The 14635-nt window shown below is 71.2% G+C and carries 17 protein-coding genes; 8 read left to right on the forward strand and 9 right to left on the reverse strand.

The window, feature by feature from the left end:
• Positions 1-9: 9 nt before the first annotated feature.
• The 3 genes from F563_RS0101315 to F563_RS0101325 all read right to left on the reverse strand — a co-directional run bounded on the left by F563_RS0101315 (position 10) and on the right by F563_RS0101325 (position 1946).
• Entirely contained in the window at positions 10-582 is a 573-nt protein-coding gene (locus F563_RS0101315) for a fasciclin domain-containing protein (protein WP_162140556.1), read from the reverse strand.
• 70 nt (positions 583-652) lie between these two features.
• Positions 653-1282: an FMN-binding negative transcriptional regulator gene (locus F563_RS0101320; protein ID WP_026299227.1), complete on the reverse strand. Its 630-nt coding sequence runs from the start codon at positions 1280-1282 to the stop codon at positions 653-655.
• Between the two features lie 79 nt (positions 1283-1361).
• Complete coding sequence (locus tag F563_RS0101325; RefSeq protein ID WP_019012835.1) at positions 1362-1946, reverse strand: fasciclin domain-containing protein; 585 nt, start codon at positions 1944-1946, stop codon at positions 1362-1364.
• Positions 1947-2143: 197 nt separating this feature from the next.
• Between F563_RS0101325 and F563_RS0101330 the strand changes: the two genes are divergently transcribed.
• The 8 genes from F563_RS0101330 to F563_RS21155 all read left to right on the forward strand — a co-directional run bounded on the left by F563_RS0101330 (position 2144) and on the right by F563_RS21155 (position 10005).
• Positions 2144-3601 (forward strand): cryptochrome/photolyase family protein, encoded by a 1458-nt coding sequence (locus F563_RS0101330; protein WP_019012836.1) that lies wholly within the window; start codon positions 2144-2146, stop codon positions 3599-3601.
• Positions 3602-4918 (forward strand): NAD(P)/FAD-dependent oxidoreductase, encoded by a 1317-nt coding sequence (locus tag F563_RS0101335; RefSeq protein ID WP_019012837.1) that lies wholly within the window; start codon positions 3602-3604, stop codon positions 4916-4918. It begins immediately after the preceding gene.
• Positions 4915-5679: a DUF1365 domain-containing protein gene (locus tag F563_RS0101340; protein ID WP_019012838.1), complete on the forward strand. Its 765-nt coding sequence runs from the start codon at positions 4915-4917 to the stop codon at positions 5677-5679. Before F563_RS0101335 ends, F563_RS0101340 begins: the two co-directional genes overlap by 4 nt.
• A 15-nt stretch (positions 5680-5694) precedes the next feature.
• The gene (locus tag F563_RS0101345) at positions 5695-6915 is read left to right on the forward strand and encodes an SAM-dependent methyltransferase (protein WP_019012839.1); all 1221 of its coding nucleotides are present in this window, start codon (positions 5695-5697) and stop codon (positions 6913-6915) included.
• Positions 6916-6985: 70 nt separating this feature from the next.
• Positions 6986-8272, forward strand: a complete 1287-nt coding sequence (locus F563_RS0101350; RefSeq protein WP_019012840.1) for an MFS transporter — start codon at positions 6986-6988, stop codon at positions 8270-8272.
• Positions 8269-8988 carry a metallophosphoesterase gene (locus F563_RS21150; protein WP_019012841.1) on the forward strand — a complete coding sequence of 240 codons (720 nt, stop codon included), beginning with the start codon at positions 8269-8271 and terminating at the stop codon, positions 8986-8988. The genes F563_RS0101350 and F563_RS21150 overlap by 4 nt, the downstream gene beginning before the upstream one ends.
• A 25-nt stretch (positions 8989-9013) precedes the next feature.
• The gene (locus F563_RS0101360) at positions 9014-9541 is read left to right on the forward strand and encodes a DUF3833 domain-containing protein (protein ID WP_342662318.1); all 528 of its coding nucleotides are present in this window, start codon (positions 9014-9016) and stop codon (positions 9539-9541) included.
• Positions 9538-10005: a GNAT family N-acetyltransferase gene (locus tag F563_RS21155; RefSeq protein WP_019012843.1), complete on the forward strand. Its 468-nt coding sequence runs from the start codon at positions 9538-9540 to the stop codon at positions 10003-10005. The genes F563_RS0101360 and F563_RS21155 overlap by 4 nt, the downstream gene beginning before the upstream one ends.
• A gap of 1 nt (position 10006) precedes the next feature.
• Here the strand turns inward: F563_RS21155 and F563_RS0101370 are convergent, their stop codons facing one another.
• The 6 genes from F563_RS0101370 to F563_RS0101395 form a co-directional block, all read right to left on the reverse strand.
• Positions 10007-10237, reverse strand: coding sequence for a hypothetical protein (locus tag F563_RS0101370; RefSeq protein ID WP_156825014.1), 231 nt, complete (start codon positions 10235-10237; stop codon positions 10007-10009).
• Positions 10238-10437: 200 nt separating this feature from the next.
• Positions 10438-10887, reverse strand: coding sequence for a nuclear transport factor 2 family protein (locus F563_RS0101375; protein WP_019012845.1), 450 nt, complete (start codon positions 10885-10887; stop codon positions 10438-10440).
• Positions 10884-11663, reverse strand: a complete 780-nt coding sequence (locus F563_RS0101380; protein WP_019012846.1) for an SDR family NAD(P)-dependent oxidoreductase — start codon at positions 11661-11663, stop codon at positions 10884-10886. Before F563_RS0101380 ends, F563_RS0101375 begins: the two co-directional genes overlap by 4 nt.
• Positions 11660-13210 (reverse strand): cryptochrome/photolyase family protein, encoded by a 1551-nt coding sequence (locus F563_RS0101385; protein ID WP_211211308.1) that lies wholly within the window; start codon positions 13208-13210, stop codon positions 11660-11662. The genes F563_RS0101380 and F563_RS0101385 overlap by 4 nt, the downstream gene beginning before the upstream one ends.
• Positions 13207-13857 carry a DUF6134 family protein gene (locus F563_RS0101390; RefSeq protein ID WP_019012848.1) on the reverse strand — a complete coding sequence of 217 codons (651 nt, stop codon included), beginning with the start codon at positions 13855-13857 and terminating at the stop codon, positions 13207-13209. The genes F563_RS0101385 and F563_RS0101390 overlap by 4 nt, the downstream gene beginning before the upstream one ends.
• Entirely contained in the window at positions 13854-14591 is a 738-nt protein-coding gene (locus F563_RS0101395) for an SDR family NAD(P)-dependent oxidoreductase (protein ID WP_026299230.1), read from the reverse strand. The genes F563_RS0101390 and F563_RS0101395 overlap by 4 nt, the downstream gene beginning before the upstream one ends.
• Positions 14592-14635: the final 44 nt, after the last annotated feature.

Raw genomic sequence — 14635 nt, forward strand, 5'->3', positions numbered from 1 at the left:
CGGCCACGCTCACGGCAGCACCGGCTTGTCGACGATGTGGACGATCCCGTTCGAGGCCGGAATGTCGGCACGCGCGATGGTCGAGGCGCCCCAGAAGGCGAGCGCGCTGCCGGGGCCGTAGCCGCCATCGCGCAGCGAGCGGACCGTGACCCGGTTCGGATCGCTGCCGTCCACGACGATCCGGTTGCCGTTCTGCGTGGTCAGCGTCACCGTCCGGCCGCTGAACTCGGACAGCGGATGGAGACCCTCGACGATGTGCGCGTTGATCACCGCGCGGCCGCGCACGGAGTCCGCAGGCGCGTTGGTGGGGAACAGGTCCTCGCGCAGACTGACGGGAATGTCGCCCCAGCCGCTGTCGGTCGGCGCGAACACCGTGTAGATGCCGGCCCCGTTCAGCATCTCGGTCGCCTGGGTGCGGTTGGCGGCATCGACGAAGCGTTCGACGCTCGGCTCGCTCGCGAGCGCGGTGGCGAGGGTGCGGGTCGCCGGGGCCGGCGCGGCACGTTGGGTCGTGGTCGTGCCGCCACAGGCGGCCAGCGCGAGACCGGCACCGCCGAGCAGCATGATCCGTCGCGTGGTCATCATCTGATCTCCTGTCGTTGCGCGGCGCCCCCGCCGGACAGGCACGGCGGCCGGGTCCAGCAGCGGCCGGCTACTGCCGCCTCTTGCGCATCAACGCGCCAACGAGACGATCGGTTTCCAGAGGCGAGGCGACGAGGCCCTCGACCACGCCGGCATGGTCGGCCGCGGGACGGTTCTGGCTGAGCTTGGCGCTGCCCTCGAGCGCGGTGACATGCAGGCGAAAGCCGAAGATCGCCTTCAGCATGCCGGCGAGGAAATCGGCCGGCGCATCCTCGACCGCCCAGGGCTCCGGCCGATCGGCCTCCATCGCATCGGTGAGCGCCGCGACGATCGCGCGCAGTTCCCCGGCGTCGTCCACCGGCTCGATCCGGCCACGCGCGTGCACCGCGATGTAGTTCCAGGTCGGCACGACCTTGCCGTGCTCCCGCTTCGAAGCGTACCAGGCGGGCGTCACATAGGCGCCGGGACCGACGAAGCAGGCGAGCGCGGCCGGCGCCTCGCGCAGCAGCGTGACGATCGGGTTGGCGCGCGCGACATGGCCAAGCAGAATCTGCGGCCGCGTCGCATCCGCCACCATCGGCAGATGCGCCGCAACCGGGCCCTCGGGTCCGTTCACGACCATGGTCGCGAAGCGGAGCCCGGCGATCATCGCCCGGAGCTCCTCCGGGTCCTTCACGCGGAAGGAAGGCGGGGCGTACATGGCGACCACTCTACCGCCGCGCCCGCGCGGGCGGAACGGCCGGACGCGGGGGATGCGCGCCCGCGTCCGGCCGCCGCGGTCACGGCAGCAGCACGTTGTCGATCGCGTGCACCATGCCGTTGCTCGCCACCAGGTCCGGAGTCCGGATCGCAGCGATCCGGTTGGTCGCGAGCCCGCCGGCGCCGAACCCGCCCGTGTACAGCGTCGGATTGGTCGCGTTCAGCACGCGCATGGGCTCGCCCTGCGGCACGTCCACCCTGAGGCGGCCCCCGTTCAGGGTCTGCAACTCCTGGGTGTTGGTCCAACTGGCAGAGCCGTGGCGACCCTGCACGACATGGAACAGTACCCAGGCGCGCAGCCGCACCATGTCGGGCACGCGCTCGCCGCCGGCCCCGGCAAGGTCGGCGATCAGGCTTTCGGGAATGCGGCCGAAGGCCGCATCGTCGGGCGCGAAGACGGTGAACGGGCCGGCGGCCTTCAGCTCATCGGTGACATTCGCCCGCTGGCACAGCGTCAGGAAACGGTCGAAGCCGCCGCGCGCGGAGAGCAGGTCGACGACGTCGCGGTCGCTCGCCCGGGCAGCGCGCACGGCGAGCGGGGCGGCGACCCCGGCAAGCGCCAGGCAGGCGGCGCCGCGCAGGAAACGGGCGCGGGAGATGGTCATGGTCTCGTCCTCCGGTTCTGTCGGGTGGCGGCATAACGCGCGATCGACGCGCGGGTTCACGGCGGCGGCGCTGGCGAAACCGTGAGGCTTTGACCGACGGGCGCGGAGCCTATATCCGCTGGGCTTCCAACAACGTCGGGGTCCTGTGGGAAGGCGGCCTACGACGGGTTCACGTCTGGCAAGGTGTTCCTCGTCGCATGGGCCTCCCTACCGGCGCGCCGGTCCTGTTGTGGTTTCGCCAGGACCTCCGCCTCACCGACAACCCCGCACTTGCGGCCGCGCTCGCGTCCGGCCACCCGGTGATTCCCGTGTTCCTGCTCGACCAGGAGGCGCCCGGCACCTGGGCGCCCGGCGGCGCGGCGCGCTGGTGGCTGCACCACAGCCTCGCCGCTCTCGCGGCCGCGCTGGCCGAGCGCGGAAGCCGGCTGGTGCTGCGCCGCGGCCGAGCCGAGGAGGCGATCCCCCGCCTGGTGGAGGAGACCGGCGCGGTCGCCGTGCACGCGAACCGGCTCTACGAACCCTGGGCGCGCGCGAGCGACGCAGCGGTCGCGACCGGGCTGAAGCAGCGCGGGGTCCCGATCCATGGCGCCAATGCTGCGCTGCTGTTCGAACCCTGGACCGTGCGCACGCAGGCGGGGGGATCCTTCGGCGTCTACACGCCCTTCAGCCGCGCCTGCTTCGCCGCCGGCCCGCCGCCGCAGCCGACGCGCGCGCCGACGCGCATCCCCGCGCCCGACCGTTTCCCGCGTTCTGACCGCCTCGACGATTGGGGGTTGCTACCGACAACACCGGACTGGGCCAGCGGGCTCCGCGAGACCTGGACGCCCGGCGAGACGGCCGCACAAGCCCGGCTCGACCGATTCGTCGCACGCCACCTCGCCGACTACGACCGGCTGCGCAACCGCCCCGATCTCGACGCGACCTCCGGCCTGAGCCCGCATCTGCACTGGGGCGAGATCTCGCCGCGCCAGGTCTGGCACGCGGCCGAGGCCGCCGGCGCGCCGCGCAGCAAGGGCACCGAGACGTTCCTGAAGGAACTGCTCTGGCGCGAGTTCTCCTACCACCTGCTCTGGCACCGCCCCGAGATGCCGGAGCAGCCGCTGAAGCCCGCCTTCGCGGACTTCCCCTGGCGGAACGATGCCACGGCGTTGCGGGCCTGGCAGCGCGGGCGGACCGGCTATCCGATCGTCGATGCCGGGATGCGTCAGCTCTGGCAGACCGGCTGGATGCACAACCGGGTGCGCATGATCGTCGCCTCGTTCCTGATCAAGCACCTGCTGCTGCCCTGGCAGGAGGGCGAGGCCTGGTTCTGGGACACGCTGGTCGATGCCGATCTCGCCGCCAACAGCGCCTCGTGGCAATGGGTGGCAGGTTCGGGCGCCGACGCCGCACCGTATTTCCGCATCTTCAACCCCGTCCTCCAGGGCGCGAAGTTCGACCCCGACGGCGCCTATGTGCGCCGCTGGGTGCCCGAGCTCGCGCGCCTGCCGGCGGCGCTGATCCACGCGCCCTGGCAGGCGCCACCGATCGAACTCAACGATGCCGGGGTGGTGCTGGGACGAACCTATCCCGCACCGATCGTCGATCATTCGGCCGCGCGCGCCCGCGCGCTCGCCGCGCTGGACTCCATCACCAGGGACAAGGGAGCCGCCTGAATGGACGGACTGTTCTGGCCACGCATTCGCCCGCGCGTGGCCGTGATCGGCGCCGGGATCGCCGGTCTGTCGGCGGCGTGGCTCTTGCGCGATACCTGCGAGGTGACCCTGTTCGAGGCCGAAGCCCGGCTCGGCGGCCATGCCGACACGCAGGAGGTCGAGGTCGCCGGCGAACGGGTCGCGGTCGATACCGGCTTCATCGTCTACAACGAGGTGAACTATCCGAATCTCGTGGGACTGTTCGACGCGCTCGGCGTCACATCCGAGGCGTCTGACATGTCGTTCGGCGTCTCGATCGGCGACGGCCGGCTCGAGTACGCCGGCGGTGCCTGGCCGCAACTCTTCGCACAGAAGCGCAACCTTCTCCGTCCTCGGTTCCTCGCGATGCTGCGCGATGTCGTGCGCTTCTACCGCGAGGCACCGCGGCAGCTCGCGGATGCCGACGAGGCGCTGACCCTCGGCGCGTTCCTCGCGCGCGAGCGCTACGGCCCGGCGTTCGTGCACGACCACCTGCTACCCATGGGGGCCGCGATCTGGTCGGCAAGCGTGGACGGGATGCGCGACTTTCCCGCGCGTGCCTTCGTGCGGTTCTTCGAGAATCACGGCCTGCTGCGCCTGTCAGGCCGTCCGCGCTGGCGCACGGTCTCGGGCGGATCGCGCCGGTATGTCGCGCGCATCGCTGCCGATCTGGACGGATGCGTCTCCACCGGACGCGCGGTGCTCGCCGTGGCGCGGGACAAAACCGGCGCGACCGTGCATCTGGAGGACGGTGCGACGCAGCGCTTCGATCGCGTCGTGCTGGCGGTGCATGGAGATGCGGCGTTGCGCATGCTCGATCGGCCGAGCGCGGCCGAGCGTGCCGTACTGTCGCAGGTGCGCTATCAGGACAACGCCATGATCCTGCACACGGACGAGACCCTGATGCCGAGGCGGCGCGGCGTGTGGTCGTCGTGGAACTACCTCGCGCGCGGTCCGGCCGATCACCGTCGCGAGGTCGCCGTCACCTACTGGATGAACCGGCTGCAGAACCTGCGCACGGCACAGCCTCTGTTCGTCTCCCTCAACCCGTTCCGCGCGCCGAGGCCGGGGACCGTGCTGGTCGAGAAGACCTACCGCCATCCGCAATACGACCCGGCGATGCTGCGCGCGCAGGCGCAACTGCCGTCGATCCAGGGCCGGGACCGGGTGTGGTTCTGCGGCGCCTGGTGCGGCTACGGCTTCCACGAGGATGGCATCGCCTCGGCGATCGCCGTGGCGCAGGACTTCGGCGTCGCCGCACCATGGCAGGGCACGCCGGCGCTGGCGGAGGTGGCGTGAGCGGCCCGCCCGCCGAGATCCTGCGCGCACGCGTGGTGCATGTGCGCCACCACCCGTTCCGGCACCGGCTCGACTACCGGATCTGGGCCCTTCTGCTCGATCTGGACCGGCTCGACGACGCGGCCGCAGCGAGCCGCCTGTTCGCCCATGACGGCGCCGGTCTCGTGTCGTTCCATGCCATCGATCATGGCCCGCGCGACGGATCCTCGCTGCGGGCCTGGGCGGACGGCGTGCTTGCGACGGCGGACATCGCCCGGCCCGCGCGGATCAGAATCCTCGCGATGCCGCGCGTGCTCGGCTATGTCTTCAACCCGATCACGCTCTATCTTTGCGAGGACGAGTCGGGAGAGCCCTCTGCCGTGATCTACCAGGTGAAGAACACCTTCGGCGACCAGCACCCCTATGTCGCACGGCTGTCTGGGGGAATGTCCCACCGCCATGCGGCCCGGAAGACGATGCACGTCTCGCCCTTCATCGGCATGGCGGCGCGCTATGGCTTCACGCTCGCGGTCTCGGGCCAGCGCATCGGCCTGGTGATCGACGAGCACGAGGACGGTGCGCGCGTGCTGACCGCCTCGCTGGCCGGGCGGCGCGAGCCGATGACCGATCGCGGGTTGCTGCGGGCCCTCGCGGCGATGCCCTTCGTCACGATCAAGGCGATGGCGGCCATCCATGTTCATGCGCTCAGGCTCTGGCTGAAAGGGGCGCGCTACCATGCGCGCCCGGCCCCGCCGGCACCCGCGCCGACGATCGCCCGCTGAGGCCGGCGCCCGACCATGCACGGAACGGACACGACGCTCTCGGCCGGGCTCGCCGCCCCGCCGCCGCGACGCTACCGGCTCGCGCTGGACCTCGCAGGGCTGATCCGCGCGGGAGAGCTGCGGCTCGTGCTGCCCGACGGATCGACGCATCGGGTCCGCGGTGCGCGCCCGGGGCCGAGCGCCGAGGTGCGGCTGGCCTCGCCGCGCGCGATCCGCCGCTTCGCGATGGGGGGCAGCCTGGGCTGGGCGGAAGCGTATCTCGACGGCGACTGGTCCACGCCCGATCTGCGCGCGGTGATGATGCTCGCCGCTGCCAACGAGGCGGAGTGGGACGATGTGCTGCGCGGCCGTCCGGTGATCCGTTGGCTGTCGCGGCTCGTGCACGCGTTCAAGCCGAACTCGCGGCGCGGCGCGCGGCGCAACATCGCCGCGCACTACGATCTCGGCAACGACTTCTACGCCGCCTGGCTCGATCCGACCATGACCTATTCCTCGGCCGAGTTCAGCGCACCCGACGAGACGCTGGAGCAGGCGCAGCGGCGCAAGGTGCGCAACCTGCTTGATGCGCTCGCGCTTGCGCCTGGCGCACGGCTGCTGGAGATCGGCTGCGGCTGGGGGCATCTGGCGGAGACGGCGGCGCGCGAGCATGGGGCCCGGGTGGTCGCGCTGACGCTGTCGCACGCGCAGGCCGAGGCCGCGCGGGCGCGGATCGCCGCTGCGGGGCTTGCGGATCGTGTCGAGATCCGCATCCAGGACTATCGCGACGTGACCGAGACGTTCGATGCGGTCGCCTCGGTCGAGATGTTCGAGGCGGTTGGCGAAGCCTATTGGCCTGCCTATTTCCGCACCGTGCATGACCGCCTCAGGGCCGGCGGGCGGGCTGCCCTGCAGATCATCACGATCGCCGATCGGTTCTTCGCCGACTACCGACAGAGCGCGGACTTCATCCAGCGCTACGTGTTCCCGGGCGGGATGCTGCCGAGCCCCGCGCGGCTGCGCGAGGAGGTCGCGCGGGCGGGACTCCGCTGGCAGTCCGACACCTGGTTCGGCGCGTCCTATGCGGAGACGCTGCGCCGATGGAACGAGTCGTTCCAGGCGGCGTGGCCACAGATCGTCGCTCTCGGCCGCTACGACGCGCGCTTCAAGCGCCTCTGGGAGTACTACCTGTCCTACTGCGAGACAGGCTTCCGCGCCGGCTGGACGGATGTCGCCCGGATCGTGCTCGCGCGTGGTTAGTGGGGTCCAGGGGCCAATGGCCCCTGGCGGGTGCAGGGCGGAGCCCTGCGAACGGCGTCTCGGCACCCGCGTGCTGGCCGCCTACGGCCTTCCCGCCTTTCCCCTCGCGCTGCTGGGCCTTCCCCTGAACGTCTACCTGCCCGCGTTCTGGGGCGACGTGATGGGGCTGGGCCTGACGACCGTGGGCGCGATTCTGCTGGCGACGCGCCTGCTCGACGGCGTCACCGACCCGCTCGTCGGCTGGCTTTCCGATCGCACGCGCACCGGCCTCGGCCGCCGGCGGCCCTGGATCGCGGCCGCGGTGCCGATCGCCGCACCCGCGGTGTGGCTGCTGTTCGTTCCGCCAACGGGGGCCGGCGCATGGCACTTCTTCCTCTGCGCGAGCCTCGTCTATCTCGGCTGGACGATGGTGAACGTGCCCTACAGCGCCTGGGGCGCCGAGCTGTCGCCCGACTACAACGAGCGCACGCGCATCACCTCCTGGCGCGAGGCGGCGACGATCGCCGGCATCGTCGCCTCCGCGGTGGTGCCGGCGGTGGTTTCGGGCGGGATCGCGGCGGATCTGCGCGCGCTCGCGATGACGATGCTGGCGCTGTCGGTGCCAGCCTTCGTCGCGCTGTTCACGCTGGTGCCGGAGCCGGTCGCGCCGGCAGGACGACCGGTACGCCGATCGCTGCGCGCGTTCCTGGCCCCACTGCGGCGCAACCGGCCGTTCCTGCGGCTGCTGGCGGCATGGATCGTCAATGGGATCGCCAACGGCCTGCCGGCGGCGCTGTTCCTGCTGATCGCGACGCATCTGCTGGACGCGGAGGCGCAGTCGGGCCTGTTGCTGCTCGTCTATTTCGTCGCCGGCGTGGCGGCGGTGCCGTTCTGGGGTTGGCTCGCGCGGCGGACCTCGAAGCATCGCGCGTGGTGCGCCTCGATGCTGTGGGCGGGTGCGGTGTTCGCGTTCGTGCCGCTGCTCGGGCCCGGCGACTGGCCGATCTTCCTCGTGATCTGCGTGCTGACGGGTGCGTCGCTGGGGGCAGACCTCGCGCTGCCGCCGGCGATGCAGGCGGACGTGATCGACCTCGACCACGCGGAGAGCGGCCAGCCGCGGGCGGGGCTGTTCTTCGCGGCCTGGAGCATGGCGCAGAAGGGAGGCAATGCGCTCGCGGTCGGGGTCGGCCTGCCGCTGTTGGAGGCGCTCGGGTTCCGCACCGGGCCGGAGGGTGTCGCGGGGCTCGGTGCGTTGGTGGGACTCTATGCGGTGACGCCGATCGCGCTGAAGCTGGTCGCGGTCGCGCTGATGTGGCGGTTCCCGCTCGACCGGAGCGCGCAGGCCGCGATCCGCGCACGGCTGGAACGGCGCGGATGAGGTTCGAGCTGCCGGCCGGGTTCGCCGGCATCCGCGTGGTCGGCGACGTGCATGGCGAGTCCGGACCGTTCCGTGACGCGATCGCGGGCGCGGAGGCGGCCCGTCTGTTCGTCGTGCAGATCGGCGACCTCACCGATCACGGGCCGGACGCACCCGGCGTGCTCGCGGCGATGTTCGGCTTGATGGATCGCGGCGCCGGCCTGTTCCTGCTCGGCAACCATGATCACAAGCTGCGCCGTGCCCTGCTGGGCCAGCCCGTCAAGGCGAGAGCCGGCGGGCTCGACGAAACTCTCGCCCAGCTCGAAGGCCATCCCGACCGCGCCGCCCTCGCCGCGCGCGCGATCGAGGCGATCGCCCGTGCACCGGCTTGGCTGCGCTGGCGCGACGTGCTGTTCGTGCACGGTGCCTTCCACACCTCCATGCTCAACGAACCCGCCCCGCCCGACGCAGGTGCACGTCGGCCGGACGGCCTTGTCTCCCGCGCGCTGTTCGGCCAGACAATCGCGGGCGAGCTGACCGACGCCGGCTACCCCGTCCGCGTGCTCGACTGGGTGGACTACATCCCCGCGGGGCTCACGGTCTATTGCGGTCACGACAATCGAAGCATCGGAGGGCGCCCCCATATCGCTCAGGGCAAGCGCGGCGGTCGGGCGGTGTTTCTCGATACCGGCGCGGGCAAGGGCGGCCACCTCTCGTGGATCGACCTCAAGGCGTGACGAACGGAGGGGTGGCATGCGGCGGATGATTGCGGCTTTGCTGGGGCTCGTTCTGCTCGCGGGATGCGGAGGCGGCATGAAGATCGAGGATTTCGCCGGGCGCACGCCCGAGCTCAGGCTGGAGGAATACTTCGCCGGACGGACGCGCGCGGCCGGGCTGTTCGAGGACCGGTTCGGCACCGTCCGCCGCACCTTCACCGTCGACATCCTCGGCACCTGGGACGGCACGACGCTGACGCTGGACGAGGACTTCCTCTACAATGATGGCGAGACGCAGAAGCGCATCTGGCGCCTGACGCGCACGGGCGAGCGGCAGTGGGAGGGCCGGGCGGACGACGTGATCGGCGTCGCCACCGGGCGCGAGGCCGGGAACGCCTTCCAGTTCGGCTACCGCATCAACCTCCAGGTCGGCGACTCCACCTGGCAGGTGCGATTCGACGACTGGATGTTCCGCATCGATGACGAGGTCGTGCTGAACACGGCGAAGGTGTATCGCTGGGGCATCTGGATCGGCACGGTGCAGCTCGCCTTCCGCCGGCTCGGCCCGGCATGAGCCTCGCCCTCGTCACGATCGCCGATCGGCCGGATCTCGCGACCATCGTCGGCGAGTGGACGTGGCGTGCATGGGGCCGCGCGCAGGGCGAGACGCTGGACCAGCGCACCGCCAAGATCGCGGGTCGCACGGCGCGGATCGGGCTGGAGCAGTGCGTTGTCGCGCTGATCGACGGCGAGCCCGCCGGCACGGCGTCGCTCACGGCCGAGGACAGCGATGCGCGGCCCGACCTCTCACCGTGGCTCGCGAGTGTCTATGTCGTGCCGCGCTTCCGCGGCGCAGGGATCGCGCCCTTATTGGTGAAGGCGGTGGAGGCTGCGGCCTGGCGCGCGGGATATCCGCGGCTCTGGCTGTTCACGGATGGGCAGGTCGATCTGTACGCGTCACTCGGCTGGACCGAGCACGGCGTCCTGCACGATCACGGCAAGCCGTATGTGCTGATGCGGCGCGACCGCCGCGTATAGCTCAGCGCTCGGCATCCACCACCAGGGCCGTGGCCGGGAAGGCCGGATCCTGGCCGCGCGCATAGGCCTCGAGCACGCGCTCGGACGGGATCTTGCGCTGGACCTCGCCCTGCGCATCGAAGAACTCGATGACCACCATCGAGGCCTTGAGGTCGAAGCGCATCGCCGGATTGGTCAGGGGCACGGCCTTGCCGACGGTGGTCTGCGGCATGGCGGCAATGTCGTCGGGCATGGCCGCGGGAACCGCGCGCGCCATGGGCGAGGACGGCGGAAGGGAGACCGGACGGGTCGCTTCAACGATCATCGTATGCCTGCCTGGGCCAAGGCCCTCCTTGGGCGGTGACGCCGTGTCCACGTCGCCTGGCCGACGCGGCGCGACCGCTGGCTAGACGACGCCAGTGGGCAGACTGGAGGATAAACGTAAAGGAAGGGTTAACGCGCAGCGACGCGGCGTGCGATCGCCCTGATGGCCATGCCCAGAAGGGGAAGCCGTGCGTATACCTGCATTCCGGCGTCCCAGTGATCGACATGGGCGGACACGAGCCCGTCCGGTGCGAAGCCGATCTCGCTCACGCCGTCGATCGTCCGCGCCCCGCCACCGCGGCCGTAGCTGAAGGTCCAGCGCAGATACCCGGCAGCGATGCCGAGCGCATGGTCGGTGACGACGAAGCGCGGCTCGGCGACGGTTGCGAACATGTGCCGCAGCATGCGCTCGAAGGCGTCGCGACCACGGATCTCCTGGAACGGATCGCGGAAGCGGATGTCCGCGGCAGCGAGCCCGACCAGCGTCGGGACCGTCTCCGGCGTCAGCCCCTGCCAGGCCTCGCCCCACGCCCTGAGCGCGCCGGCGCGCGGATCGCGCGCCAGGTCCTCGAATCTCATCGTCGTTGTGTCGTCCGTCCCACCACCGGGAAGTATAGCGCATAGGGCAGGATGCGCATCAGCTTCAGGATGGCCGCGAAGCGGCGCGGGAAGGCGATCTCGAAGCGGCCGCGCGCGAGCCCGTCGGCGATCCGTTTCGCCGCGGCCTCGACCGGCATCAGGAACGGCATCGGGAAGTCGTTGCGGTCGGTCAGCGGCGTCTTCACGAAGCCCGGGTTGATGACGTTGATCATCACGCCCGTCTGGTCGAGGTCGAATTTGAGGCTCTCGGCCATGGCGATCAGTGCGGCCTTGGTGGCGGAGTAGGCGATCGCGCGCGGCAGGCCGCGATAGCCGGCGACCGAGGAGACGATCGCGATCTGGCCCGTGCCGCGCGCGATCATCGCCGGCATGACGGAAGCGAGCGCGATCGCGGTGCCGTCGATGTTCACCCGCACCTGGCGCGAGAAGGCATCGAGATCGAAGCGTTGGGCGCTGTCGTGGATGTAGGTGCCCGCGTTCAGCACCGCGAGCGCGATCGGCCTGCCGGTCTCGGTCTGCGCGCGGTGCACGGCCGCGGAGACCGCCTGGGCATCGGTGACATCGGCCGGTGCGGCGATAACGCGGCCCTTCGCCTCGGCCGCGAGGGCCGCCAGCTCCGCCTCGCGCCGCGCGGTCGCGACGACGGTCCAGCCGCGTTCGACGAGCTCCAGCGCGAGTTGCCGGCCGATCCCCGAGGAGGCGCCGGTGATCCAGGCGAGCCCGTCCTCGGGCCTGGCGGGGCGCGGCCTGCTCATGCCGCGGCCGCCTTGCGCGGAGCGACCCGGTCGAGAAACGCCGTCGCCTGACGCCGCATCGCCGCCACCTTCGCGCCGTCCATCCGATCCATGGTCCGGTACATCTGCGCCATCCTCGGGTTGCTCGCGAAGCGCGCGCGGTGGCGGGCGAGGAAATCCCAGTAGAGCGCGTTGAACGGACAGGCGCGCTCGCCCACCGCCTCGCGCACATCGTAGCGGCAGTGCCGGCAGTGATCGCTCATCCGGTCGATATACTTGCCGGATGCCGCGTAGGGTTTCGAGGCCATGATCCCGCCATCGGCATGGATCGCCATGCCGTGCGTGTTCGGCAGCTCCACCCACTCGAAGGCATCGGCATAGACGCACAGGTACCAGTCGTTCACCTCGGCCGGATCGATGCCGGCAAGCAGGGCGAAGTTGCCGGTCACCATCAGCCGCTGGATATGGTGCGCGTAGGCGAGGTCGCGCGTCTGGCGCACCACGGCGTCGAGGCACGCCATGCTGCTGTCGGCGGTCCAGTAGAACGCCGGCAGGGACCGGTCCGCGCCGAGCGCGTTCAGCCGCGCGTACTCGGGCATCTTCAGCCAATAGAGGCCGCGCACGTATTCGCGCCAGCCGAGAATCTGGCGGATGAATCCTTCGACCGCGTTCAGCGGCGCCCGCCCCTCGCGCCATGCCGCCTCGGCACCCCGACAGACATCCAATGGCAGCAAGAGACCGAGATTCAGACTGGTCGAGAGCAGCGAGTGGAACAGCGTGCTCTCGCCCTCGGCCATCGCGTCCTGGTAATCGCCGAACCGCGGCAGGCGGTCGGCGATGAAGCGGTCGAGCGCGGCCTCGGCGTCCTTGGCCGTGACGGGCCAGGCGAACGACTCAAGCCCGCCCCAATGATCCGGGAACCGCGCCGCGACGAGATCGATCACCTCGCGCGTGATCGCGTCCGGCTCGACGCGGAACGGCGCCGGCGGATGCACGTCGTCCGGCAGGCGCTTGCGATTCTCGGCGTCCAGGTTCCACCGCCCACCCGCCGGCGCATCGCCGTCCATCAGCAGACCGGTGCGGCGGCGCATCTCGCGGTAGAAGTACTCCATGCGCAGCGCCTTGCGGCCCTCGGCCCACGCGGCGAACTCGGCAATCGAGCAGATGAAGCGCGTGTCGTCGAGAATCGCCACCGGCACGCCGGCCGCCTCTCCCCAGCCGCGCATGTCCTCGCGCACGCGCCACTCGCCCGGCTCGGTCGCGACGATGCGCGTCGGTCGATGACGCGCCACGGCGCGCATCACCTCGCCGCGCAGGGTCCCGCTGTTGTCCGCATCGTCGAGCCGCACATAGTCCACGCGCACACCGCGCGCGGCGAGCGCGCGCGCGAAGTGCCGCATCGCCGAGAGCACCAGCGCGATCTTCTGGCGGTGGTGGCGGACATAGGTGCACTCGCCGATCACCTCGGCCATCAGCACCACGTCGCGCGCCGGGTCGAGATCGGCGAGGGCCGAGAGCGTGCGCGAGCACTGGTCGCCCAGCACCACGCGCAGGACAGGTTGGCTCACGTGCGCACGTAGCGAATGGTCGAGCCGTCTTCGCCGGCGAACGACAGGCCCGACCAGGCACCGGCGCGGTCGTACCAGATGTCGAGCGTGAGATCGCCCGAGACGCGGAAGCGTCGCGCCGGTGCCGTGCTGCCACCGATCGAGATCGCCTCCTCGCCGAGATCCTCGATCGTCGTGCCGAGCAGCCGCCCGCCCTGGGTGTCGATCTTCTGCGTGCGCAGGAAGCGCGCGTGCCAGTAGGAGGTCGAGGCCGCATCGCCCGGCGCGACGTAACGTCCGCCCTCGGTGCCCTCGACCGCGATCCCGTCGCCCGCGGCGCGCGCCTGCACGCGATAGGGCCGGCCGTTCCGGTCGGTGCTGCTATCGATCAGCAGCAGCCGCTCGCCCGTCCAGCGCTCCGTGTTGCGGTGGCTGTATCGGTAAACGGGGATGCCGAGCACGCGCACGGCGAGCTCGATCGCGATCTCGACCCTGACCGCCTCGCCCTCGGCGGTGAAAGCGAGGGTGTGGGTGCCGATCGCGCTGTCGTTGCGCAGCACGCGGAAAGCGAGCCGTCCGCTCTCGGGGATCGCCGCGGTCAGCGGCGCGGCCATCAGCGCGCCCGGTGCGAGCGCCAGTCCGGCGAGAAACGGTCTCCGTCCGATCATCCCTTGCTCCTGATGCTTGCGCGCCCGCCATCCACGCCGATCACCTGCCCGGTGATCCAGCCGCTCTCGGCGCCGAGCAGGAAGGCGGCCAGCGCCGCCGCGTCCTCCGGCTCGCCGAGGCGCGGGATCGGATGCTGGGCCGCGATCGCCTTGGCCATCGCGGCATTGCCGGTGAGCGGCGCCGCCATGGCCGTGCGCGTCAGGCTCGGCGCAATGCAGTTGACGCGCACCGCGGGGGCGAGTTCCGCCGCCAGCGCGACCGTGAGCCCCTCGACCGCCGCCTTCACCGGGCCGATGACCGAGTGGTTCGGGAATCCCGCGCGCGCCGCGACCGAGCTGAACAGCACGACAGCCCCCTGCCCGGCTTTCAACGCCTCCGCCGCCAGGGCGACGGCGCGCGCGGCGGCAAGCACGTTCAGCCGGTAGGCGTCCAGATGATCGGCGCTGGTCACGCGGCCGAGCGGCTTCAGCACGATCGAGCCGACGCAGAACGCCAGACCGGAGAGACGTCCATCCGGTGCGGCCGCCGCCACGGTGCGCGCAAGCGCCGTGTCGTCGAGGACATCCGAGACCGAGAACGGCACCCCGAGCTCTGCCGCGAGCGCACCGAGGGCCGTGGCATCGCGCGCGGCCAAGTGCACGGGACGGCCCGATCCGACAAGCCGCCGCGCCAGCGCGCCGCCGATCCCGCCCGTGGCCCCGAACACCAGCACCGTCACCGCACACCCCCGCACTTACGGCGATCACTTGGGCGCGACCGCGCCAGCCGCGAGGCTCC

Origin of the sequence: Elioraea tepidiphila DSM 17972, from assembly GCF_000378465.1 — a bacterium.
Classification (GTDB): domain Bacteria; phylum Pseudomonadota; class Alphaproteobacteria; order Acetobacterales; family Acetobacteraceae; genus Elioraea; species Elioraea tepidiphila.

Bases quoted from the DNA above. Each gene is read 5' to 3' on its own strand.
- F563_RS0101315 (WP_162140556.1), bottom strand. From the start codon at position 582: ATGACCACGCGACGGATCATGCTGCTCGGCGGTGCCGGTCTCGCGCTG.
- F563_RS0101320 (WP_026299227.1), bottom strand. From the start codon at position 1,282: ATGTACGCCCCGCCTTCCTTCCGCGTGAAGGACCCGGAGGAGCTCCGG.
- F563_RS0101325 (WP_019012835.1), bottom strand. From the start codon at position 1,946: ATGACCATCTCCCGCGCCCGTTTCCTGCGCGGCGCCGCCTGCCTGGCG.
- F563_RS0101330 (WP_019012836.1), top strand. From the start codon at position 2,144: ATGGGCCTCCCTACCGGCGCGCCGGTCCTGTTGTGGTTTCGCCAGGAC.
- F563_RS0101335 (WP_019012837.1), top strand. From the start codon at position 3,602: ATGGACGGACTGTTCTGGCCACGCATTCGCCCGCGCGTGGCCGTGATC.
- F563_RS0101345 (WP_019012839.1), top strand. From the start codon at position 5,695: ATGCACGGAACGGACACGACGCTCTCGGCCGGGCTCGCCGCCCCGCCG.
- F563_RS21150 (WP_019012841.1), top strand. From the start codon at position 8,269: ATGAGGTTCGAGCTGCCGGCCGGGTTCGCCGGCATCCGCGTGGTCGGC.
- F563_RS0101360 (WP_342662318.1), top strand. From the start codon at position 9,014: ATGATTGCGGCTTTGCTGGGGCTCGTTCTGCTCGCGGGATGCGGAGGC.
- F563_RS21155 (WP_019012843.1), top strand. From the start codon at position 9,538: ATGAGCCTCGCCCTCGTCACGATCGCCGATCGGCCGGATCTCGCGACC.
- F563_RS0101370 (WP_156825014.1), bottom strand. From the start codon at position 10,237: ATGCCCGACGACATTGCCGCCATGCCGCAGACCACCGTCGGCAAGGCC.
- F563_RS0101375 (WP_019012845.1), bottom strand. From the start codon at position 10,887: ATGAGATTCGAGGACCTGGCGCGCGATCCGCGCGCCGGCGCGCTCAGG.
- F563_RS0101380 (WP_019012846.1), bottom strand. From the start codon at position 11,663: ATGAGCAGGCCGCGCCCCGCCAGGCCCGAGGACGGGCTCGCCTGGATC.
- F563_RS0101390 (WP_019012848.1), bottom strand. From the start codon at position 13,857: ATGATCGGACGGAGACCGTTTCTCGCCGGACTGGCGCTCGCACCGGGC.